We start from the raw sequence: 22,300 nt of genomic DNA, 5'->3' as shown, positions 1-22,300 counted from the left end.
GTCAGGCGGCCGGCACCGGCTCACCGCGCTGCCGGGCGACGTGCTCGACCAGGGAGATCAACACCAGCTTGCCGGACTGCCGGTCCCGGGCGTCGCAGAGCACCATCGGCACGTCCGGATCCAGGTCGAGCGCCCGGCGTACGGTCTCCAGCTCGAACCGACGGGTGTCCTCGAAGCAGTTCACGCCCACCACGAACGGGATGCCACGCTGCTCGAAGTAGTCGATCGAGGGGAAGCAGTCGGCCAGCCGCCGCGTGTCGGCGAGCACCACCGCGCCGAGGGCGCCGAAGGCCAGCTCGTCCCAGAGGAACCAGAACCGGTCCTGGCCGGGGGTGCCGAACAGGTACACCTGAAGGTCGTCGTTGATGGTGATCCGGCCGAAGTCCATCGCCACCGTGGTGGTCGACTTGCCCTCCACCCCGGAGATGTCGTCGGTGCCGACGCCGGCGTCGGTCAGCACCTCCTCGGTCTGCAACGGTCGAACCTCGCTCAACGCGCTCACCAGCGTCGTCTTGCCGGCACCGAAGCCCCCGGCGATGAGGATCTTCAGTGCCAGCGGGACGGTGACCGAGGTGCCCGCCTGGTCATAGCGCACGGAGTCCACTGACCACCGCCTTGAGGATGTCGTCGTCGGGAAGGTCGCTGCCGGCCGGCGGCTCGTGCACCGCGACCAGCCCCTGAGCGAGGAGGTCACCGAGCAGCACCCGGATCACCCCGACCGCGAGGTCCAGCTCGGCCGCCAGCTCGGCCACCGACACCGGACGTCCGGCCAACGTGACCAGCCGCCGGTGCTCCGGCGGCAGCTGCGGGTGGGCCGCCAGGTCGAGGTCCGAGGCGGCCAGCACGAACGCGACCAGGTCGAACCCGTCGACGGCCGAGCGCACCCGGCCGCCGGTGAGCGTGTACGGGCGGACCACCGGGCCCGCGTCGCCGTCCAGCCACTCGTGCTGGGGGCCGGGCGGCTCAGCCCGCATCACCGGCATCCGTCGATCCTCGGGCGGCGGCGGTGAGGTTCTCCCCCACGCGGATGACGAGCATCGCCATCTCGTACGCGACCAGGCCGATGTCCGCGTCGGCGTCGCTCACCACGGCCAGGCAGGCACCCTGCCCGGCGGCGGTGACGAAGAGGTACGCCGACTCCATCTCGACCACCGTCTGCCGGACCGGACCGCCGTCCACGTGCCGGCTCGCGCCCCGGGCCAGGCTGGAGAACCCGGCGGCGAGCGCGCAGAGGTGCTCGGCGTCGGAGCGCTCCAGCTCGGCCGAGGCGCCGAGCAGCAGCCCGTCGGCGGAGAGCACCACCGCCTCGCGGGCGGCCGGCACCCGTTGCACCAACTCGTCGAGCAACCAGTCGAGGCTGGCGCTCTGCTTCGTCGTCTGCCGCACTAGGCGTCCCTCTCAGTCGCGGTCGGAGGTTCGGAGGCCGTCGGAGGCGCCGGTGTCGGGCCTGCCGCAGCCGGGGTCGCATCCGCGCGGTTCGCCGGAGCGGTGGTGCCGGGCGCACCGCCCCGAGCGGTCGAGCCCGGGGCGACGACTGTGGCCCGGCCGCGTGCGGTACCGGCCTGGAGGGCCGCCATGACCCGGCGTACCTCCTCCGGCGAACGTGGCGACGGCGCGTCGGCGACGGTGGACCGGGGCTGGGCGGTGGGGGTACGCCGGCGCACCCGGCGGGGCAGCCCCTCCAGGTCGTCAGCCGTCCCGTCGGAGGACGACCCGCCGTCGGCGCCAGGGACGTCGGCGCTGGCGCCCGATCCGTCGGCGGACGGGCGGTCGGGCGTCGGGCCGGTGGGAAGGGCCAGGGTGGGCAGGTCGTCGGTGGCGGTCGCGGCCACGGCCGTGCTGCCACGGCCGGCGCGGGGCCGGGGCACCGCGCCTCGGCGCACCGGTCGGGCCAGCCGCCGGTCGCCCGCCGTGGCGGGCAGCGTGGCGGGGTCGGGGCCGGCCGGCGGCTCGGTGGTGATCAGGTCGGCGGGGACCAGCACCACGGCGGTGACGCCGCTCGCCGCGGAGGACCGCAGCTGTACGCGGACAGCGTGCCGGGCCGCCAGCCGGGCCACCACGAACAGGCCGAGTCGGGCACTCTGCGCCGGGTCGAACTCGGGCGAGCTGGCCAGCCGGGTGTTGGCGCTCTCCAGCGCGGCAGCGGACATTCCCAGCCCCTGGTCGGTGACCTCCAGGACGTACCCGTTGGCGACCTGCTCCCCGCTGATGGTCACCCGGGTGTCCGGCGGTGAGAAGGCGGTGGCGTTCTCGACCAGCTCGGCGAGCAGGTGGATGATGTCGCCGACCGCCCGACCCAGCACGCCGACCGGCTGCACGGTGGTGATGTCCACCCGGTCGTACGCCTCGACCTCGCTGATCGCGCCGCGGACCAGGTCGACCATCGCGACCGGGTTGCGCCACCCTCGGCCCGGCGCGGAGCCGGCGAGAATGACCAGGTCCTCGGCGTGCCGGCGGAGTCGGGTGGCCAGGTGGTCCACCTGGAACAGTTCGGCGAGCTCGTCCGGGTCCTCGGCGCGACGTTCCATCCGGTCCAGCAGGTGCAGCTGCCGGTGCACCAGGCCCTGGCTGCGTCGGGCGATGTTGAGGAACACCTCGTTGAGCCCCCGGCGCAGGGTGACCTCGTCCACGGCGGCCTGGACGGCGGTGCGCTGCACCTCGGTGAAGGCCCGCCCGACCTCGCCGATCTCGTCGTTGCCGTACTCCAGGGGTGGCGCCTCCCGGGCGACGTCGACCTGCTCGCCGCGGCGCAGTCGGGTCACCACGTCCGGCAGTCGGTGCTCGGCCAGCTCCAGGGCGGCGGTACGGACCCCGCTGAGTCGCCGGACCAGCGTGCGGCCGACCCGCAGCGACACCAGCACCGAGACCACCACGGCGGCGAGTCCGAGCACACCGGCGGCTGCCAGCCGGACCAGGATCCAGACGGCCATCGGCACCGAACGGTCGGTGAGCGCGTCGGCCTCGGACAGTTCGAAGTCACGCAACTGCTGCTGTACGGCGTCGTGGCTGGTCTGCCACGACGCCGCGTCCACAGGTGGCCGCCCGGACCGGTTGGCCCCGATCAACGCGTCCTGCATCGCGCGCAGGCTGGTGAACTCCGGGCTCTCGGTCAGTCGCTGGTACGCGGTGCGCCCGGCCTCGGGCAGGTCGGCCACTGCGCTCTCGGTGAGCCACCGCTGGTTGCCGATGGCCTGCACGAGCAGGGCGTGCTCCCCCTCGGCGAACGTGCCGGCGGTCAGCACGCCGGCCAGCATGGCGTCGGTCTGGCCGAGCAGCTCCCGGGAACGGCCCAGCGAGGTGAGGGCGAGCGCCTGTCGGTTGATTGCCGGATCGCTCAGATTCGCCATCGCGGAGAACGCCTGGAAGGCTGCCGTGACCATGCCGCTGTAGAGGCCGAGAGCCCCGGCGCGGTCCATCATGCCGTCGTCGATGAAGTCGCGTCCGGTCGGCAACGCCGCCAGCGCGGTGACCAGCCGGTCGACCCGGTCCTCCAACAGCTCGTCGGCGGCGTCGCGCAACGCCTCCCCGTCGACCCGGCGGCGCAGCTCGGCGATCGCCCGATCCGTACGCTGGCGCTGCTCGGCCAGGGCGGGCAGCTCGGTGGTGCCGGCGAGCTGCACCACCGACAGTCGACGCTCGCGTTGCAGCTCGGTGACGACCGCCTCGCCGGGACGGCCCAGGTCGTACAGGAGGGTGCGCGCGGAGAGCAGGTTGAGGGCGGGGCCGAACGTCAACGTCGTCGCGAAGATCCACAGCGCGAGGAGCGCGGTCACCGGAGCGACGACCAACGCGGTCAGCTTCGAGCGGATCGGCCAGTCGCGGGTTCTCATCAGACCTCGCCCGTCAAGGGGTGGCAGGAGGGGCGCCGGCACCGCCGGGCAACGCGCTCGCCGGTCGCGCACCCGGTCGTCAGGCCGGGCACCGGCGCGGGCGCCTTGGGCAGGATACGTAATCGCGCCCGGTTGCACTACCGCCCGTCGCACCGACATCGACGCTGCGGAACGCGCCTGCCTCCCGGTACGACGAGCGCCCCACCGGTGACCGGTGGGGCGCTCGTGCCGGCGCGGTACGGATCAGACGTTGTCGGCGAGGCCGAGCCCTTCGGCGACGCGGCGGCCGTAGCTGGCGTCGCACTGGCTGAAGTGCCAGACCATCTTCTCCTGGATGTGCTTGTCACACTGGGCCAGCAGCGTGGTCAGGTTGTGCACCAGGTCGTCGCGCTCGGCGTCGGTCATCTCGCGGAAGCGGCGGCCGGCCTGCGCGTAGTTGTTCTGCCGCTCGATCGGGGCCTTCATGACGTGCCCGGAGACGAAGGGCCGGTACTCCCGGTAGGACTCGTCGGCCTCCTGGAGACCGGCCACCGAGGACGGCTCGAAGTTGATGTGCGGGTTGCCGCCGCGGTCGTCCACCCCGTACGACATCTGACCGCCGCCCTGGTTGGTGTTGACCTGGACGTCCTCGCGCGGCCGGTTCACCGGGAGTTGCAGGTAGTTCGGGCCGACCCGGTAGCGCTGGGTGTCCGAGTAGGAGAACGTCCGCCCGACGAGCATCTTGTCGTCGGAGAAGTCGATCCCGTCGACGAGCACGCCGGTGCCGAAGGCGATCTGCTCGTTCTCGTTGTGGTGGTCGGTGATGTTGCGGTTGAGCGTCATCATGCCGACCGGCAGGTAGGGGAACTGCTCCTCCGGCCAGATCTTGGTGTCGTCGAGCGGGTCGAAGTCCAGCTCGGGGTGCTCGTCGTCGCTCATGATCTGCACGTTGAGCTCCCACTGCGGGTACTCACCGCGCTCGATCGCCTCGTACAGGTCCTTCGAGGCGTGGCCCAGCTCGGTGGCCTGGATGGCGTCCGCCTCGGCCTGGGTCAGGTTGTGCTCGCCCTGCTGGGTCAGCCAGTGGAACTTGACCAGCACGCCCTCGCCCTGCGCGTTCACGAGGCGGTAGGTGTTCACGCCGGACCCGCGCATGGTGCGGTAGTTGCGCGGAATGCCGTACGGGGAGAAGAGCCAGGTCAGCATGTGCATCGACTCGGGCGTGTTGGACATGAAGTCGAAGATGCGGTTCGGCTCCTGTCGGAAGGTCACCGGATCGGGCTTCAGCGAGTGGATCACGTCGGGGAACTTGATCGCGTCGCGGATGAAGAAGACCTGCAGGTTGTTGCCGACCAGGTCCCAGTTGCCGTCCTGGGTGCGGAACTTCACCGCGAAGCCGCGCGGGTCGCGGGCGGCCTCGGAGGAGTCCCGGCCGCCGATGACCGTGGAGAAGCGGATGGTGACCGGGGTCTTCGCGCCCCTGGTCTGGAACAGCTTGGCCCGGGTGTACGTGGCGGCCGGCTTGTCGCCGATCGTCCCGTACGCCTCGAACTCGCCGTGCGCGACGAAGCCGCGCGCGTGCACCACCCGCTCCGGGATGCGCTCCCGGTCGAAGTGGCTGATCTTCTCCAGGAAGTGGTAGTTCTCCAGCGTGGCAGGCCCGCGTGAGCCGACCGTCCGCTGCTGCTGGTTGTTGTGCACGGGGTGACCCTGGCGGGTGGTGAGGGTCGGCCTGTCGGCCTGCGGGTCGCTCATCGGTCTCCTCCGGATGCGTGGTGCGGCGTGCCTGACCGGTCCCGGGTCGGTCGGGCGGGTCGCTCGCGGGCGTACGGCGGGCACCACCCACCCAAGCGCGTTATCTGGAATGAGTCAAGTTTTTGCGCCGAAATGTGGCGACCCCGGCCGAGACCAGCGAGGAAAGTGCCTCGGATCGGGATTGGCGATCAGTACGCGGAGGGAATACCAGAGGACGAAGGAGGAGCCCATGTCGCCCACGCAGATAATCGTCATCGTGCTCGTCGTGCTGGTGATCGTCGCGGCGATCGCCGTGGCCGTCCGGACGGTCGGCCGTCGCCGCGCGCTGCGCAGCCGGTTCGGGCCGGAGTACGACCGGGTGGTGCAGGAGCAGGACAGCCGGTCCGCCGCGGAGCGCGAGCTGCGCGACCGGGAACGCCGGCACTCCGAGCTCACGCTCACCCCGCTCAGCCCGGAGTCGCGGGCCCGTTACGCCGCCGCCTGGGAAGAGCTCCAGATCCGCTTCATCGACTCGCCGGGCGAGACCGTGGGTGACGCCGACGAACTGGTCACCCGGCTCATCGAGGAGCAGGGCTATCCGACCGGGGACTTCTCCGACCAGATCGCCCACCTCTCCGTCGAGCACGCCCGCACGCTGACCAACTACCGGGACGCGCACGAGATCCACCTCCGCAACTCGCGGGGCGAGGCGAGCACCGAGGAGCTGCGCCAGGCGGTCGTGCACTACCGGGCCCTCTTCGCCGACCTGCTCGGCGAGGAGCCGGTCGGTCAGCGCACGCCCGAACAGGGTTCCCACCCGGACACTCCGCACGACGCCACGAGCCGCTGAGGAGGCCACCGATGCGCCACGAAGAGCAGCAGGTGAGCAACGACCATCCGGAGGCCGTCCGGTCCGCACCGGTGCCGGTGCCGCCGACCGACGACCGGGCCGCCCGCTCGGACGTACCCGAGGACGCCCTGGACGACCGGGGCACCTTCGACGATCCGACCACCGACCACGACCGGGCCACCGACCACGACCCGACCATCGACCCCGACCCGGCGGACGAGCACGAGCGGGCCAACGGCACCGACCCGGGAGCCTTCCGGGACCGGACCGACGACGACCGGACCGACGACGACCTGACCACCGACCGGACCGACGAGTGGGCCGACGACCAGCGGGCCGAGGACACCGACCGCCGGAGCCGGCCCGACGACGAGGGTGGCTTCCACGAGCCGGGGCCGCTGCCGACCGCCTTCGGCGCCACCACGGTGGCCGACGCGGTGGCGGCGTCCGCACTGGCGAGCCCGTACCCGCAGGACCAGCCGGACCCGCGGGCCGAGCGAACCGCCCAACCGGGCGACGGCGCCGAGGACGGCGAGCGGGAGGGTCTGCGCGCCGACCCCACCGCCGAGCTGCACCGCCGCGACGGCGTCCCGGAGACCGACCTGGACGCCGCAGCGACGACCGACGAGGACGCCGACCTGGACGCCGAGGGCCGGCGCTCGGACACCGACACCTCCACCCGCACCGTCGTCGCGGCCGACAGCACGGACGGCGCGGCCGAGCGGCGCGGCGACCTGACCGACTGGGCCGGCGATCCCGACGCGGCGGGCGCGGCCGGCTACGGCAGCGCGTCTCCGGAGATGGTGGACCCGGACGCCGACGCCGAACCGGTCACCGCCGTGGCGGCCGGCGGCTCCCTGGAATCCGCCGGGACGTCGCGGCCCGCCGGCTCGACAGTCGCCGCCGAACCGGCCACGCTCCTCGACGGGGACACCGCGCAGGGATTCCGGGACCGCTGGCGGGACGTGCAGCTGCGTTTCGTCGACGATCCGCACGCCGCCGCCGGCGAGGCTCAGGCCCTGGTGGAGGAGGCCATCCAGGCTCTCGCCTCGGCACTGGCCGCGCAGAAGAACACCCTCGGCGGGTGGCAGGACGCCGGCTCGGCGGACACCGAGCAGCTGCGGATGGCCGTCCGCAACTACCGGGACTTCCTGGACCGCGTACTGGGTCGCTGAGGCGACTCGATCGAAAAGGGGCGCTCCGGCCGGCCGGCCGGGGCGCCCCTTTCGCGTCCTGGGGGCGCTGCGTGCGCCCCACCCGTCGAAGGGCGAGCCGCCCGAGCGGGCGAGAAAGCACCGGAGCGGACGCGCAGGCGTGAAACCTCGCGTAGTGGGTAATAGGGCGCGCGCATCAAATCCGGTGCCAACGTCGGGACGAGGGGTGACGGGATGGACGGCGGCGGTCTGCGGCTCAACATGAACGGGCTGGACTACCTGATTCTTGCGCTGTACTTCGTCACCGTCCTCGGAGTGGGCTTCGCCGCCCGGCGGGCGATCCGGACCAGCGTCGACTTCTTCCTCTCCGGTCGTTCCCTGCCGGCCTGGGTGACCGGCCTCGCGTTCGTCTCCGCGAACCTGGGCGCGCTGGAGATCATCGGTATGGCGGCGAACGGCGCCCAGTACGGCGTCATGACGGTCCACTACTACTGGATCGGCGCCGTGCCGGCGATGGTCTTCCTGGGCATCGTGATGATGCCCTTCTACTACGGGTCCAAGGTCCGCAGCGTGCCCGAGTACCTGCGGCTGCGCTTCAACCGACCGACCCACCTGCTGAACGCGCTCAGCTTCGCCGTCGCCCAGGTGCTGATCGCCGGGGTGAACCTCTACGCGCTGGCCCTGGTCATGCAGGCGCTGCTCGGCTGGCCGCTCTGGACGGCGATCGTGGTCGGCGCGGCGATCGTGCTCGCGTACATCACCATCGGCGGCCTGTCCGGGGCGATCTACAACGAGGTGCTCCAGTTCTTCGTCATCCTGGCGGGCCTCATCCCGGTCACCGTGATCGGCCTGGTCAAGGTCGGCGGAGTGAGCGGGCTGATGGACGCGGTCCGCGACTCGAAGCTCGGCGAGGCGGGTCTGCACGCGTGGCAGGACACCGCCAGCACCGACAACCCGCTCGGCGCGCAGTGGATCGGCATCGTGTTCGGCCTCGGTTTCGTGCTCTCGTTCGGCTACTGGACGACGAACTTCGCCGAGGTGCAGCGCGCGCTTTCGGCGAAGAACATGAGCGCCGCCCGGCGTACGCCGATCATCGCCGCGTACCCGAAGCTGTTCATTCCCCTGGTCACGATCATCCCCGGCCTGGTGGCCCTCGTGACGGTGAAGGGGCTCGGCGCGGACAGCGGTGACCTGCAGTACAACAACGCGATTCCGCTGCTCATGCGGGACCTGCTGCCCAACGGCGTGCTCGGGGTGGCGGTCACCGGCCTGCTCGCGTCGTTCATGGCCGGCATGGCGGCCAACGTGAGCGGCTTCAACACCGTCTTCACCTACGACATCTGGCAGGCGTACGTGCGCCGCGGCCGGTCCGACGAGTACTACCTGCGCATCGGTCGGTGGGCGACTGTCGGCGCCGTGGTGATCGGCATCGGGACGGCGTTCATCGCGTCCGGGTTCAGCAACATCATGAACTACATCCAGGCGCTCTTCTCGCTGTTCAACGCGCCGTTGTTCGCCACGTTCATCATCGGCATGTTCTGGAAGCGGATGAGCGCGCTTGCCGGTTTCTGGTCGCTGCTGCTCGGCACGCTGGCGTCGCTGGCGACCTACCTGCTCTACAAGGGCGGCGTGATCGACTTCAACTCCGACCTGGAGGAGAGCTTCTGGGGCGCCGGCATCGCGTTCGTCACCGTGGCGGTGGTCGCCGCGATCCTCACCCCGCTCACGGCGGCCAAGCGCGACGAGGAACTGCGCGGGCTGGTCTACGGCATGGGCGGCGTCGACCTGAAGGGCGACGTGCTCGCCGGGGACGCCGTCTGGTACCGCTCCCCCGTGCTGCTGGGCGTGATCGCGGTCGCGCTCGCCGCCCTCTTCTACATCCCGGTCTTCTAGGAAAGGAGTCGGCCAGATGAGCAACGACGGCCAGCCGGCGCAGGACCCGTTGATCGACGAGACGCAGGCCGAGGAGCGCCGCTCCGCCGCCGCCCGACTGTTCGACATCCGTCGGGTGATCGGTGGCCTCTTCGTGGCGTACGGGATCATCGTGACGCTGATCGGCGTCTTCGACAGCCGGGCCGAGATCGACAAGGCCGAGGGTGTCCGCATCAACCTGTGGGCCGGGCTCGTGATGCTCGCGTTCGGCCTGCTCATGCTGCTCTGGCAGTGGCTGCGCCCGGCGGAGGCGCCGTCCCCGAACGAGCAGCAGCCCGACAGCTGACCTCATGCCCGCCGCGCCGGCGCCGTCCACACGGACGGCGCCGGCGTCGCGCATGGGCTTCCCCGCACCGGGTACGCGAGGGGGGATCAGGCACCGTGTCGGACACAGGAGGGCACCATGACCGATCGCGACCGCCGACCCCCGCTGGAGGAGAGCCCGGAAACGGCAGCTGCCGTGGACGACGACAGCACCGTCGGGCAGCTGCGGACCGGAGGCGGGCCCGACCGTGACACGCCGACCTTCACCGAGCCCCGCGACCGGCCGGAGGACCTCGCTCCGGACATCGACGACCTCATCGGCGATCCGTACGCCGCCGGCACCGGCGCCACCGGAACGGGCACCGGCGCGGGCGGCGACAACATCCGTACCGGGGCCGAGCAGCCCTGGGAACCGGAGGACCTGGTGATGGCCCGCGGGCAGGACCTCACCCCGGAGAACCTGGAGAAGGCCCGTCGCGACCTGGCCGAACACGGGCGCGCGGCGATCGAGCGCACCGTGCCCTGACGTGGGCGGACAAGGGGGTCCCCGGCCCGACCGTACTGGTCGGACCGGGGACCCCGGGGAAACCTGCCGCCGGCAGTGCCTCACCTACTGCCGGCAGCGGGTTGGCGCGTGAGCTACCCGATCAGAGAGCCGGGTACGCGTTCTGCATCAGCTCCCGGAACTGGGCGGAGAACCACGCACCGGAGATCGGCGCGTTCGGCAGGGCACCGGTCGGGTTGTTGCCGTTGCGGGCGTTGCCGCCGTACGTCGGGTCGCACATCCGGTCGAAGCCCTTGCCCTCGTTGTTCGGGATCTCCGAGCTGGAGCCGTCCGACTCACCCGGGGGCTTCACCCAGACGTAGGCGTCGATGCCCGGCGCCGGGTTCGCCTGCGGTCGCTCGCCGAGACCGGCACCGGCCTGGTTGCACCAGTTGCCGGCGTGGGCCCGACGGTCGATCCGGCCACCGTTGACGTACGTGTCCACGCTGGTGGTCGCGCCCGGTCCGGTGGGCCGGTTGGCACCGCCCCAGCCGTTGCGGGACGTGTCGATCAGCATGCCGATGTTGGAGTTGAAGCCGACCGAGATCAGCTTGGTACGGAACGCCTGGGCGAAGGACAGCTCGTCGACGTAGAAGTTCCAGTCGACCCACTTGGACTGCCGCACCGTCTGGCCGTTCACGTTGTCGGTGACCTTGAAGTACGGCTCCGTGAGCGCGGAGTAGTTGGCGGTGTTGGTGATGAAGCCGTGCACGTTGTTGACAGTGCTGCCGGAGGCGACAGCTGCGGTCTTCAGGATGTCGGCGGTCGGGCCGAAGTTGCTGTCCCAACCGAGCCAGCCGTGGTGCCCGGCGTCGATGTAGTTGTAGACGTTGCCGATCGCGCCCAGCTTGGCGAGGGCGTAGCCGACACCGTTCACGTACGCGCCGTTGGCCTTGACCGTGTCACACATGACCGTGCCGCCGGCCTGGCCGGACGTGTTGGTCACCAGGTTCGGCAGCGAGTCGATCTCGATGACGTTGATGATCCGGATGTTCCGGTACTTCGAGTCGCTCTGGATCGCGGCGATCGGGTCGATGTACTCGGCCTTGTACCGGGGCAGTTCGTTCGGGCCCAGCTCACCGTTGGAGGCGAGCGCCGAGCAGTCCCGGCCGGGCAGGTTGTAGATCACGAACTGGATGTAGCCGGCGCCCTGACGCAGCGCCTCGTCCAGGTGCTCCCGCACCCCGAACGCGCCGTTCGAGCTGCTGTTCGGAGTGCCGTTGATGGCGGCGATCCGGTCCAGCCAGACGGCGGTGGGGTTGTTCGAGACCCGGCTTCCGCCCGGCTCGGCGTCCGCCTTGGCCTTCCACTCCGGGTTCACGTATCCGCGCACACCGGCGTACGGGTTGTCGACCTTGGTCCCGGGGGGCGGGGTGGTCGGCGGCGGCGTCGTGGGCGGAGGGGTCGTGGGCGGAGGCGTGGTGGGCGGGGGCGTGGTCGGCGGGGGCGTGGTGGGCGGCGGGGTGGTCGGGTTACCGGTGCCACCGTTGCAGACCACACCGTTCAGGGTGAACGAGGTCGGCTTCGGGTTGCTGCCGCTCCACGCGCCGTTGAACCCGAGGGTCGTCGAGGCGCCGGTCGCCAGCGTGCCGTTGTAGGACATGCTGCGGGCGGTGACCTGGCTGCCGGACTGGGTGAACTCCGCCGACCAGCCCTGCTGCACCCGCTGGCTCGAGTTGGGGAAGGTCCAGCCGAGCGTCCAACCGTTGACCGGGTCGCCGAGGTTCTTGATGGTGATGTTGGCGGTGAAGCCGCCCTGCCAGTCATTGGTCGTGTACGCGATGTCGCACTGCGTCGCGGCCTGCGCCGCGGTGACCGGGATCGTCACCAGCCCGCCGGCGACCAGAACGCCCGCGCCGGCGAGCGCGAGGGTCCGGCGTGGGCCGGACAGCCTTCTCCACACATTCATGCCACTGATCTCCTTGGGCGAGACCGGGCGCGCGTTCGGCCCGGCGAGACGGCCCGGTGGGCGTCCTGCACGGACGGCCTCCGGCGCCACGGGATTCATTGGGGGTGCCCGACCCGGACGGGCGGTGGTGGTGGTGATTGGCCGGCGCGAGGCCGACCGTTCGGCGGCCGGTTGTCGCCCGGCGAACCGGATGCCCTCGACGACCTGCCTGCGCGGTGTGGCTCCCCGAACCGCGTGCGCCGATTCTTGCATGGGAGCGCTTCCATGGCAATGGCTCGATGCGCGGCCTGCCCTCAACTCGGACGATACCCCCGAGCAGCGCGAGCGGCACCTGTCGCCTCTTACCGGGATGACCACTGCGGGTCGCGCACTGGGGGGCGGTAACAGCGCGGGCCGCACGCAAGGCCGCGCGGGTCCCGAGACGGCCCTGCGAGCAGGGAAAGCCGCGTAGCACTCCTTAGCCGCTTACCACCAGCAAAGGTCAAAACGCGAATCTTTCACTTCATAAGTCATGAAACGGTCTAACGTCGGTCTTAGCTCGGTTGTCGCCGAGCTCAGGACAACAGGGATGGAGTGACGCAGGTCATGGCTAAGAAGATGCTCGGGAAGGTCGTTGCGGGCGCCGCGCTCGGCGGCGCGTCGCTCCTGGTGTTCGCGCCGGGGATCGCGTTCGCCGACGGGCACCACGACGATGACGGCAAGGTCTACGCCAAGCCGCACGTCGTGAAGGCCGGCGACGAGGTCAAGCTCCTCGAGATCTGCCCGGATCGGCAGGAGCACGCGTACGTGTGGTCCAAGGTCACCGGCAAGGTCAAGCTCAAGCCGGCGCGGGAAGACCGGGGCGAGGACCGCGGCGAGTGGAGCGAGGAGGAGGACTCCTACGACCACGACGACAAGGGCAAGGACGAACAGGGCAAGGACGACAAGGGCAAGGACGAACAGGGCAAGGACGAGCACGGCAAGGACGAGCACGGCAAGGACGACAAGGGCAAGGACGAGCACGGCAAGGACGACAAGGGCAAGGACGAGCAGGGCAAGGGCCACGAGGGCAAGGACGAGAACGGCAAGGGCGAGAACGGCGACGACGAGTCGCAGCCGCCCGCCGACGACGCCCAGCCTGGTGGCCAGGGCGGCGGCGCTGCCGCCGACGCCTACGGCGACGAGGACAGCAAGGACTGGAAGGGCGAGGAGCACGGCCAGGACGCGGACGACAGCCGCGACCAGAAGGACTGGGACTCCAAGGACGAGGGCAAGAAGGACTGGGAGTCCAAGGACGAAGGCAAGAAGGACTGGGAGTCCAAGGACGAAGGCAAGAAGGACTGGGAGTCCAAGGACGAAGGCAAGAAGGACTGGGAGTCCAAGGACGAGGACAAGAAGGACTGGGAGTCCAAGGACGAGGACAAGAAGGACTGGGACTCCAAGGGCCACGAGTACGGCTCCGACGACGAGTACGGCTCGGACAAGGAGTACGGCTCGGACAAGGAGTACGGCTCGGACAAGGAGTACGGCTCGGACAAGGGCTGGGAGTCCAAGGGCCACGAGTACGGCTCCGACGACGAGTACGGCTCGGACAAGGAGTACGGCTCGGACGAGTACGGCGACCACGGCAAGGGCGAGAACGGCCGGGAGCACGAGCGCGAGTTCGTGTACTACGGCGAGGCCAAGGTCGACAAGGACGCCAAGCCGGGCCGTTACGAGCTCAAGGGCTCGTGCGGCGAGGGCGAACTGGTCGTGCTGCCCCACGGTGGGGTCGACGGTGGTGACGGTGGCGTCAGCGCCGGCACCGACCGTGGCCTGGCCACCGGTGGCGCGAGCCTGCTCGGCGCTGCCGCGCTGGGCGGGATCGTTCTGATGCGTCGTCGGCGGACCGATGGTTCCCTCGTCTGACGTGACGGCGACACGGGCCGGCGGCCGTCACGGGAGACCGTGGCGTGCCGCCGGCGCGGCCGTCGTCGTCACCCTGGCCATGATCGGCGCCGGCATGATCGGCGCCTCGTTGCAGACCGGGCCCGCTCCCCGCCCTCCGCAGCCGCAAGCCCAGGCCGGCCCCGAGGTCCCCGGGCCGACGGCCACCGGGGACGACGCCACGAATCCGGGCGACGGCGAGCACGCCGCGCAGGGCGACGTTCCCGTCGGGCTGGACCGGGCCGCCCCGACCACCATCGAGATCCCCCGCATCGGCGTCAACGCGACGATCATGTCGCTCGGCACCAACCCGGACGGCACCGTCCAGGTCCCCCCGTTGGAGCAGGCCGACCAGGCTGGCTGGTACGAGCCGGGCGCGAGCCCGGGTGAGACCGGCAACGCGGTAATCGTCGGGCACGTGGATTCGGCGAAGCTCGGCCCGGCCGTGTTCTTCAACCTCGGTTCTCTCGTGCCCGGCGACACGATCACGGTGCAGCGGGCGGACGGCCAGCCGGCGACGTTCCGGGTCGACTCGGTGAAGTCGTACCCGAAGACGTCGTTTCCCACCGAGCTGGTGTACGGACCGAACGACCGGCCCGGTCTGCGGGTGGTCACCTGCGGCGGCCAGTTCGACGAGGCGGTGCGCAGCTACCGGGACAACGTGGTCGTCTTCGCCACCCTGGCGGCGTGAGGCGGACGTACACAAAAGCGGTCCGGCCGGTCGGGTCACCCCGACCGGCCGGACCGCGTCCGGCGTAGCGAATCAGGCCGCGCCAGAGGTCCGCACGAGCGTGCGGATCTGTCGCAGCAGCACGGACAGGGCTGCGAGGTCCGCCCGCGACTCGTCGAACTCCCCCATCGCCCGGCGGGCCCGGTGGATCGACGTGGCGTTCGACTGCTCCCACTGCTGCACCCGCTCGTGCGGCGGCTGATCCTCCGGGGTGGAGTCGAGCACCTCCGCCGTGAGCGCGGCCAGCGCGGCGTACAGGTCGTAGCGCAGCGCCATCCGTGCGAGGGTCTGCCAGCGGTCCTCGCGCGGCAGCAGGGAGATCTTCGACAGCAGCGAGTCCACCCGGAACAGGTCGGAGAGCACGAAGTAGACCGAGGCCACCTCGCTGACGTCCCGTCCGCTGCGGGTCGCGGTCTCCACCACGTCCAGCAGGCCGAAGCTGTACATCAGCCGCGTCGCCCGCTCGGCCAGCTCGCGGGGCAGCCCCCGCTCAGTCATCGAGTCGATGTGCGCCTCGATGGCCTGCCGCTCGCCGCCGTAGAACAGTTCCTCGAGCCCGGGCAGCAGCCGGGCCACCCCGTCCCGCAGCCGGTTGATCTCGGTCGGTACGTCGATCGGCGAGCGCCGGTTGGTGACCAGCCAGCGCACCGCGCGGTCGAGCAGCCGACGGGTGTCGAGGTAGACGCTCGTCTGCAGCTCCGGGGAGACCTTGTTGTCCAGCGCCTCCACCGTGTCCCACAGCTCACGCAGCCCGAAGACCTCGCGGACCACCACGTACGCCCGGATCACGTCGGCGGCGCTGGCCGCCGTCTCCTCGACGACCCGGAAGACGAACGAGATGCCGCCCCGGTTGATCGCCTCGTTGACCAGCACTGTGGTGACGATGTCCCGACGGAGCCGGTGCCGGCCCATCCGGTCGGCGAACCGCTCACGCATCGGCGTCGGGAAGTAGTTGACCAGCACGTCGGTCGTCCACTCCTCGTCGGCCAACCCCTCGGTGAGGATCTCCCGTTCCAGGACGATCTTCACGTACGCGAGCAGCACCGCGAACTCCGGCGCGGTCAGCCCGGACTCGCTGCGCACCGCCAGTTCCTCGTCCGGCGGCAGCGCCTCCAGCGACCTGTCGAGCGCGCCGGAGCGCTCCAGCTCATTGATCATCCGGCGGTGCACCGGGAGCAGCGAGGCGGCCTGGGCCTGGGCGTTGTTGATCGCCCGGGCCTGGTCGTAGTTGTCCCGCAGCACCAGCTCGGCGACCTCGTTGGTCATCCCGGCCAGCAGCTCGTCCCGCTCGGCAGTGGTCAGTTCGCCGTCGGCGACAGCAGTGTTGAGCAGGATCTTGATGTTCACCTCGTGGTCGGAGGTGTCCACACCTGCCGCGTTGTCGATGAAGTCGGTGTAGATCCGGCCACCGGTCAGCGCGTACTCGATCCGGCCGAGCTGGGTCCAGCCCAGGTTGCCGCCCTCGCCCGCCACCCGGCAGCGCAGGCTGCGCCCGTCCACCCGGATCGCGTCGTTGGACTTGTCGCCCACCTCCGCGTTGGTCTGGGTGGACGCCTTGACGTACGTGCCGATGCCGCCGTTCCAGAACAGATCCACCGGAGCGGTGACGATCGCCTTCATCAGCTCCTGCGGCGACAGCTGCGTGACGTCGTCGTCTAGGCCGATCGCCGCCCGGACCTGCGGCGTGAGCGGGATCGACTTCGCGGTACGCGGGAAGATGCCGCCCCCGGCCGAGATCAGCTCGGGGTTGTAGTCCTCCCAGGAGGAGCGGGGCAGCTCGAACAGCCGCCGACGCTCCGCGTACGAGGTGGCGGCGTCCGGGTCGGGGTCGAGGAAGATGTGCCGGTGGTCGAACGCGGCCACCAGCCGGATGTGCTCGGAGAGCAGCATCCCGTTGCCGAAGACGTCGCCGGACATGTCGCCGACGCCCACCACCGTGAAGTCCTGGGTCTGGGTGTCCAGGCCCAGCTCGCGGAAGTGCCGCTTGACCGACTCCCACGCCCCGCGGGCGGTGATGCCCATCTTCTTGTGGTCGTACCCGGCCGAACCGCCGGAGGCGAAGGCGTCGCCCATCCAGAAGTTGTGCGCCTGGGAGATCTCGTTGGCGATGTCGGAGAACGTGGCGGTTCCCTTGTCCGCCGCCACCACCAGGTACGGGTCGTCGCCGTCGTGCCGGACCACGTCGTCGGGCGGCACGATCTGCCCGCTGACGATGTTGTCGGTGACGTCCAGCATCGCGCCGACGAACTCCTGGTAGCAGGCGACCGCCTCGTCCCGGTCGCCCGGCTTCTGCTTCAGCACGAAGCCGCCCTTGGCGCCCACCGGCACGATCACGGTGTTCTTCACCATCTGCGCCTTGACCAGGCCCAGCACCTCGGTGCGGAAGTCCTCGCGACGGTCGGACCAGCGCAACCCGCCCCGGGCCACCGGCCCGAACCGCAGGTGCACGCCCTCGAACCGCGGCGAGTACACGAAGATCTCGAACTTCGGCCGGGGCGCCGGCAGGTCCGGGATGGCCTGCGGGTCGAGCTTGAACGCCACGTACGCCTTCGGCCGCCCGCCGACCGGCTTCTGGTAGAAGCTGGTCCGCAGCGTCGCCTCGATGAGCGTGAGGTACGAGCGCAGGATCCGGTCCTGGTCGAGGCTCGCCACGTCGTCCAGCGCGCCCCGGATCGTCTCCACCAGCTCGCCGCTGCGCTGCTGCCGCTGCTCGGCGGTGAACTCGCCCGGCGCGAACCGGGTCTCGAACAGCTCCACCAACAGGCTGGCGAGCTTCGGGTACGCGATGAAGGTCTGCTCCATGTAGTCCTGCGAGAAGACCGTGCCGGCCTGCCGCAGGTACTTCGCGTACGCCCGCAGCACCACCACCTGCCGCCAGGTCAGCCCGGCGCGCAGCACCAGCTCGTTGAACCGGTCCACCTCGGCCTCGCCGCGCCACGCCGCCGCGAACGCGTTCTCCACGTGCGGGCGTACCTCGGACAGCTCGTGATGCCCCTCGGGCAGCATGAGGCCGAAGTCGTACAGGTAGACGCGACCGTCGATCCGGTCCACCTCGTACGGGTGCTCGTCGACCACGCGGACGCCGAGCGAGTGCAGCACCGGCAGCACCGCGGAGAGCATCATCGGCTCGCCGTACCGGTAGACCTTGAACCGCACGTTCGTCGTGTCGGCGAGGTCCGCACCGGGCACCCGGGTGCCCGGCCGGGGTGCGAGCTGCTTGCGGAACAGGTGCATCTCCAGCTGGCCGGGCTCCTCCAGCAGCTCCAGCTTGGCCAGGTCCTTCATCGCCTCGTACGGCGTGTGCCCGTCCTTGTAGCCCTCCGGGAACGCGTCGGCGTACCTGGTGAACAGGTGCTTGGCCTGCTCGTCGCCGAGCTTGCGTTCCAACACCAGCCGGTAGTCGTCGTCCCAGAGCCGTGTCGCGTCGGCCAGCTCCTCGGCCAGCAGGTCGGCGTCGATGTCGCCGGGTGGCCGGGTCGGGTCGGTGCGGACGATGAAGTGGATCCGGGCGAGCATCGACTCGGTGACCCGGGTCGTGTAGTCCACCCCGACGCCGTTCAGCTCACGCAGCAGGATGTCCTGCATGCGCAGCCGGTTCTGGGTGGTGAACCGGTCCCGGGGAAGGTAGATCAGGCAGGAGATGAACCGCCCGTACGCGTCCCGGCGCAGGAACACCCGCAGCTGCCGGCGGCCCGCCATCCGCAGCACACCGATCACCGCGTGGTACAGGTCGTCGGTCTTGATCTGGAACAACTCGTCGCGCGGGTAGGTCTCCAGGATCTGGAGCAGATCCTTGCCGGAGTGGCTGCGCCGGCTCAGGCCGGAGCGGTCGAGCACCTCCGCGACCTTACGACGCACCACCGGCAGCTCCCGGACGCTGGTCCGGTACGCGGCGGTGGAGAACAGGCCCAGGAAGCGCCGCTCCCCGATGACCTCGCCGTCGGAGTTGAAGATCTTGAAGCCGATGTAGTCCAGGTACGCCGAGCGGTGCACGGTGGCCCGCGAGTTGGCCTTGGTGATGATGAGCAGGCGCTTCTCCAGCACCTTCTCGTGTGCCTCGTGCGTCATCGACGACAGCGACCGGGCCTCCGGGGAGTCCGAGCGCAGGATGCCCAGGCCGGTGCCGAGCACCGCCTCCAGCGCCTTGCCGTCGACCGGGTCGGCGGTGTTCCCGTCCGGGGCGTCCACCAGGCGGTACTCGCGGTAGCCGAGGAACGTGAAGTGGTCGTGCGCCAGCCAGCGCAGCAGCTCCACCGAGTCGGTGATGTCCTTCTCCGGCACCGGCGGACGGTTGTCCGAGGTGCGGGCCGAGGCCAGTTCGTCGGCGAGCGCGAGCGCACGCTGACGCATCTTCGGCCAGTCCTCCACTGCCTCCCGCACGTCGGTGAGCACCCGTTGCAGCTCACGGCGCAGCCGGTCGCGTTCGGCGGCGTCCCGGACCGGGTCGATCTCGATCCGCATCCAGCTCTCGATGATGTCGCCGGCGATCGCGTCGTCCGGCTCCACGTCCGCCGAGACCTCGGTGAGGCGGCCCAGCGGCTCGCGCCGGACCACCACGAGCGGGTGCACCAGCAGGTGCACGTCCAGGTGGTACGAGTTGAGCAGCGCGGTCACGGAGTCGACCAGGAACGGCATGTCGTCGGTGACGATCTCGACGACGGTGTGGTGCTGGTCGGCGTGCGGCTCGTGGATGCGCAGCTTCAACTCGCCGGGCACCCGCTGCTGCGCGAGGTCCCGGTGTGCCCGGGCCGCGTCGAGCATCTCCTCCGCCGTGAAACCGACCAGTTCCTCGTCCGGGGCGAACCGCCAGAAGCGGCCGACCAGGGTCGCCGCGTCGTGGTCGTCCCCTGCGAGCGCGACAGCCTGGGCCACCAGACGCTCCGCGTTGGGGACCGGTTCGTCGAGCTCGGCGTCCTCCACGTCGTCGGCCAACGCCTCGGTCGGCAGGCCCAGATCGTAGATGGTGTCGATGCTCGACCCGGTCAGCCCCGTGACGCCCGTGTCGAGCCGGCCGTAGCCGTCCCCGTCGGTCGCCGAATCGAAGCTGTCATCGTCCCGGCCGGAGTCATCCTGCCGGAGGTCGGGTTCCGGTTTGATCGCCGGACGCCGGTCCATCGGTGCCACTCCCCTCGACCCACCGCGTTGTGGGTCACTCTGCCGCCCAGCGTAAGCCTGTCGTTTCCCGCCTTGGTCGGCGGACCACTGGCCGGACGTCCGGATCGGGACTTTGTCCTTTCACCCGTTGCGGGTCCGAGGTTGGCCGGTTGCGGGATACCCCGCCCCGCGATGTTCATCACACCGGCCCGGCCCGTCTTTCCGCACGTCGAGCCCCACACGGGACGTTGGGGACACCCTTCGCGTACTACCGTGCAGAGCAGCCCGAGACCGGAAGGACCGCTTCATGACCTTGTCCTACCCCCGGCCCCACCGGCCGAACCGCACCCGGCGGATCGCCGCTCTCACGGCGACTCTGCTCACCGCTGGCGTCCTGTCGGCGTGTTCCGGCGACGACGGGCCGGAGCGCAGCGCCGACGCCTTCCTCGCCGGCTGGCGCAGCGGCGACCTGCAGGCGGTCGCGATGGTCGACACGACCGGCGCCAAGGTGCCGGCGGCCGAGGTGACCAAGGAGATCAAGGAGCTGTCCGGCGAGTTGGCGGCCACCCCGCCCGCCCTGGCCCGCCAGGGTGAGCCGAAGATCACCAAGAACATCGCGACCACGACGATCCGGGTCGACTGGTCCCTGCCGGGCCAGGCGCACTGGACGTACGACCGGGAGCTGCGGCTCGTCAAGGGCGACGACGACCAGTGGCAGGTGATGTGGGAGCCGCGGGTGCTCCACGAGCAGCTCACCAAGGGCGACCGGCTGGGGCTGCGCCGCGACACCGGCCCCCGGGCGGGGCTGCTGGACGCGGCCGGCACGCCGATCGTCGCGCCCCGTCCGGTGGTGCGGGTGGGTGTGCAGCCGAACCAGGTCACCGACATCAAGAAGCTGGTCAAGGATCTTGACGCCGCCTTCAAGGCGATCCGTCCGGCCCTGGTCCCCGCCGTCGACCTGGGCGACCTGCCCAAGCGGGTGGCCGAGGCCGACCCGGGTGCGCTCGTCGAGGTGGTGACCCTGCGCGAGGACGCGTACCGGCAGATCAAGCCTCGGATCTACGACCTGCCCGGCACCAAGTTCGTCTCCGACAAGCTCGACCTGGCGCCGACCCGGGAGTTCGCCCGCGCCCTGCTCGGCTCGGTCGACCAGGCGCAGGCCGACGACCTCGCCGCCCACCCGGACCGGTACGTCGTCGGTGACCTGGTCGGGCACGGCGGGTTGCAGGGCCGCTACGACGAGCGGCTGCGCGGCGCCCCCGGCCTGACGGTAGTGGTCGAGCGACCCGCCGAGGACGGCAAGCTGGCACCCACCGGCGCCGAGCTGTTCCGCCGCGAGCCGCAGCCCGGTCAGGCGCTGAAGACCACCCTGGACGTGGCCACCCAGAACGCGGCCGACGCCGCCCTGCGCGCCGAGCCGCACCGGTCCGCCCTGGTGGCGGTACGCGTCAGCGACGGCGCGGTGCTCGCCGCCGCCAACGGTCCCGGGCCGGCCGGCGAGAACCTGGCCTTCACCGCCCAGGTGCCGCCGGGCTCCACGTTCAAGATGGTCAGCGCGCTGGGCCTGCTGGATCGGGGTGCGGTCACCCTGGACGGGCCGGTGGAGTGCAAGAAGACCTTCACCGTCGACGGCCGGTCCTTCAAGAACTCGGACAACTTCGAGTTGGGCTCGGTGCCGTTCCGCACCGAATTCGCCAAGTCCTGCAACACGGCTTTCGCCTCGCTGGCGCCGAAGCTCGGCGGTGACGGGCTGGCCGCCGCCGGCCGCTCGCTGGGCCTGGAGGGGCAGTGGGATCTCGGTGTGGACGCCTTCACCGGCAAGGTGTCGACCGGCGGCAGCCCGGCCGAGCAGGCCGCCGCGTCGTTCGGCCAGGGCACCACGCTGGTCAGCCCCCTGGCCATGGCCGGCGCCACGGCGGCCGTCGCCCGGGGCGCGTTCATCCAGCCGAAGCTGCTGGTCGACCCTGCGCCGGCCAAGCCGGCCGTGACCGACGGACCGCTCAAGCCGCAGTCGATCGAGCCGCTGCGCACGATGATGCGCGAGGTCGTCACCGCCGGCACCGGCAGCGCCCTCAAGGACGTTCCGGGCGGCGAGGTGTACGGCAAGACCGGCACCGCCGAGTACGACGACAACCCGGCCCACACCCACGCCTGGTTCGTCGGCTGGCGGGGTGACGTCGCGTTCGCCGTGTTCGTGGAGAAGGGCGGGGCCAGCACCGCCTCGGCCGTCCCGATCGCCGAGCGCTTCCTCCGGGCCGTGCCCGCCACCTGACCCGCCGTACGCCGCTGGTCGCCACCCGCGCCAGCGGTGATCCACCCGGTGGTGCGGCGAACCGGGGTGTCCGGGCCGTCCGGGCACCCCGGTTCCGCTCATT

General features: G+C 70.8%; 14 protein-coding genes and 1 pseudogene. 8 read left to right on the top strand and 7 right to left on the bottom strand.

The genetic code is table 11. The features are described from left to right. Window position 1: 1 nt before the first annotated feature. From AB0B97_RS22400 to AB0B97_RS22380, 5 genes are all read right to left on the bottom strand, one after another. Window positions 2–604: an ATP/GTP-binding protein gene (locus AB0B97_RS22400; RefSeq protein WP_234582070.1), complete on the bottom strand. Its 603-nt coding sequence runs from the start codon at window positions 602–604 to the stop codon at window positions 2–4. After that, window positions 585–974 carry a DUF742 domain-containing protein gene (locus AB0B97_RS22395; protein WP_234582164.1) on the bottom strand — a complete coding sequence of 130 codons (390 nt, stop codon included), beginning with the start codon at window positions 972–974 and terminating at the stop codon, window positions 585–587. The genes AB0B97_RS22400 and AB0B97_RS22395 overlap by 20 nt, the downstream gene beginning before the upstream one ends. Continuing rightward, window positions 964–1,386, bottom strand: a complete 423-nt coding sequence (locus tag AB0B97_RS22390) for a roadblock/LC7 domain-containing protein (protein ID WP_234582163.1) — start codon at window positions 1,384–1,386, stop codon at window positions 964–966. Before AB0B97_RS22390 ends, AB0B97_RS22395 begins: the two co-directional genes overlap by 11 nt. Next, window positions 1,386–3,830: a nitrate- and nitrite sensing domain-containing protein gene (locus tag AB0B97_RS22385; RefSeq protein ID WP_357496073.1), complete on the bottom strand. Its 2,445-nt coding sequence runs from the start codon at window positions 3,828–3,830 to the stop codon at window positions 1,386–1,388. Before AB0B97_RS22385 ends, AB0B97_RS22390 begins: the two co-directional genes overlap by 1 nt. 243 nt (window positions 3,831–4,073) lie before the next feature. Next, window positions 4,074–5,564, bottom strand: coding sequence for a catalase (locus tag AB0B97_RS22380; RefSeq protein ID WP_357496071.1), 1,491 nt, complete (start codon window positions 5,562–5,564; stop codon window positions 4,074–4,076). A gap of 229 nt (window positions 5,565–5,793) precedes the next feature. On the opposite strand from AB0B97_RS22380, the gene AB0B97_RS22375 reads away from it, so the two are divergent. The 5 genes and pseudogenes from AB0B97_RS22375 to AB0B97_RS22355 all read left to right on the top strand — a co-directional run bounded on the left by AB0B97_RS22375 (window position 5,794) and on the right by AB0B97_RS22355 (window position 10,269). Next, window positions 5,794–6,393, top strand: a complete 600-nt coding sequence (locus tag AB0B97_RS22375; RefSeq protein WP_234582068.1) for a hypothetical protein — start codon at window positions 5,794–5,796, stop codon at window positions 6,391–6,393. Window positions 6,394–6,719: 326 nt separating this feature from the next. Then, window positions 6,720–6,962 (top strand): annotated as a pseudogene (locus tag AB0B97_RS22370) (hypothetical protein); the annotation flags it as partial. Window positions 6,963–7,781: 819 nt separating this feature from the next. Then, window positions 7,782–9,440 carry a sodium:solute symporter family protein gene (locus AB0B97_RS22365; RefSeq protein ID WP_234582066.1) on the top strand — a complete coding sequence of 553 codons (1,659 nt, stop codon included), beginning with the start codon at window positions 7,782–7,784 and terminating at the stop codon, window positions 9,438–9,440. A 16-nt stretch (window positions 9,441–9,456) separates the two neighbouring features. Continuing rightward, window positions 9,457–9,765 (top strand): hypothetical protein, encoded by a 309-nt coding sequence (locus AB0B97_RS22360; protein WP_357496068.1) that lies wholly within the window; start codon window positions 9,457–9,459, stop codon window positions 9,763–9,765. 117 nt (window positions 9,766–9,882) lie between these two features. Further along, window positions 9,883–10,269 carry a hypothetical protein gene (locus AB0B97_RS22355; RefSeq protein WP_234582064.1) on the top strand — a complete coding sequence of 129 codons (387 nt, stop codon included), beginning with the start codon at window positions 9,883–9,885 and terminating at the stop codon, window positions 10,267–10,269. 121 nt (window positions 10,270–10,390) lie between these two features. Here AB0B97_RS22355 and AB0B97_RS22350 read toward each other — a convergent pair whose 3' ends face one another. Continuing rightward, a complete protein-coding gene (locus AB0B97_RS22350; protein ID WP_357496066.1) occupies window positions 10,391–12,196 on the bottom strand; it encodes a glycoside hydrolase family 6 protein in 1,806 nt (601 codons plus the stop codon). A gap of 585 nt (window positions 12,197–12,781) precedes the next feature. Between AB0B97_RS22350 and AB0B97_RS22345 the strand changes: the two genes are divergently transcribed. Both AB0B97_RS22345 and AB0B97_RS22340 read left to right on the top strand, forming a co-directional pair. Continuing rightward, complete coding sequence (locus tag AB0B97_RS22345; protein WP_357496064.1) at window positions 12,782–14,083, top strand: hypothetical protein; 1,302 nt, start codon at window positions 12,782–12,784, stop codon at window positions 14,081–14,083. A 1-nt stretch (window position 14,084) separates the two neighbouring features. Then, window positions 14,085–14,792, top strand: coding sequence for a class F sortase (locus AB0B97_RS22340; RefSeq protein WP_234582061.1), 708 nt, complete (start codon window positions 14,085–14,087; stop codon window positions 14,790–14,792). 72 nt (window positions 14,793–14,864) lie between these two features. Here AB0B97_RS22340 and AB0B97_RS22335 read toward each other — a convergent pair whose 3' ends face one another. Continuing rightward, window positions 14,865–19,946 carry an NAD-glutamate dehydrogenase gene (locus tag AB0B97_RS22335; protein ID WP_357496062.1) on the bottom strand — a complete coding sequence of 1,694 codons (5,082 nt, stop codon included), beginning with the start codon at window positions 19,944–19,946 and terminating at the stop codon, window positions 14,865–14,867. Between the two features lie 286 nt (window positions 19,947–20,232). Between AB0B97_RS22335 and AB0B97_RS22330 the strand changes: the two genes are divergently transcribed. After that, window positions 20,233–22,197 carry a penicillin-binding transpeptidase domain-containing protein gene (locus AB0B97_RS22330; RefSeq protein WP_357496060.1) on the top strand — a complete coding sequence of 655 codons (1,965 nt, stop codon included), beginning with the start codon at window positions 20,233–20,235 and terminating at the stop codon, window positions 22,195–22,197. Window positions 22,198–22,300: the final 103 nt, after the last annotated feature.

This window comes from Micromonospora sp. NPDC049004, from assembly GCF_040649315.1.
GTDB lineage: Bacteria > Actinomycetota > Actinomycetes > Mycobacteriales > Micromonosporaceae > Micromonospora.
The sequence above is the reverse complement of the archived record's forward strand: the minus strand, read 5'-3'. Positions and strand labels throughout refer to the sequence as shown.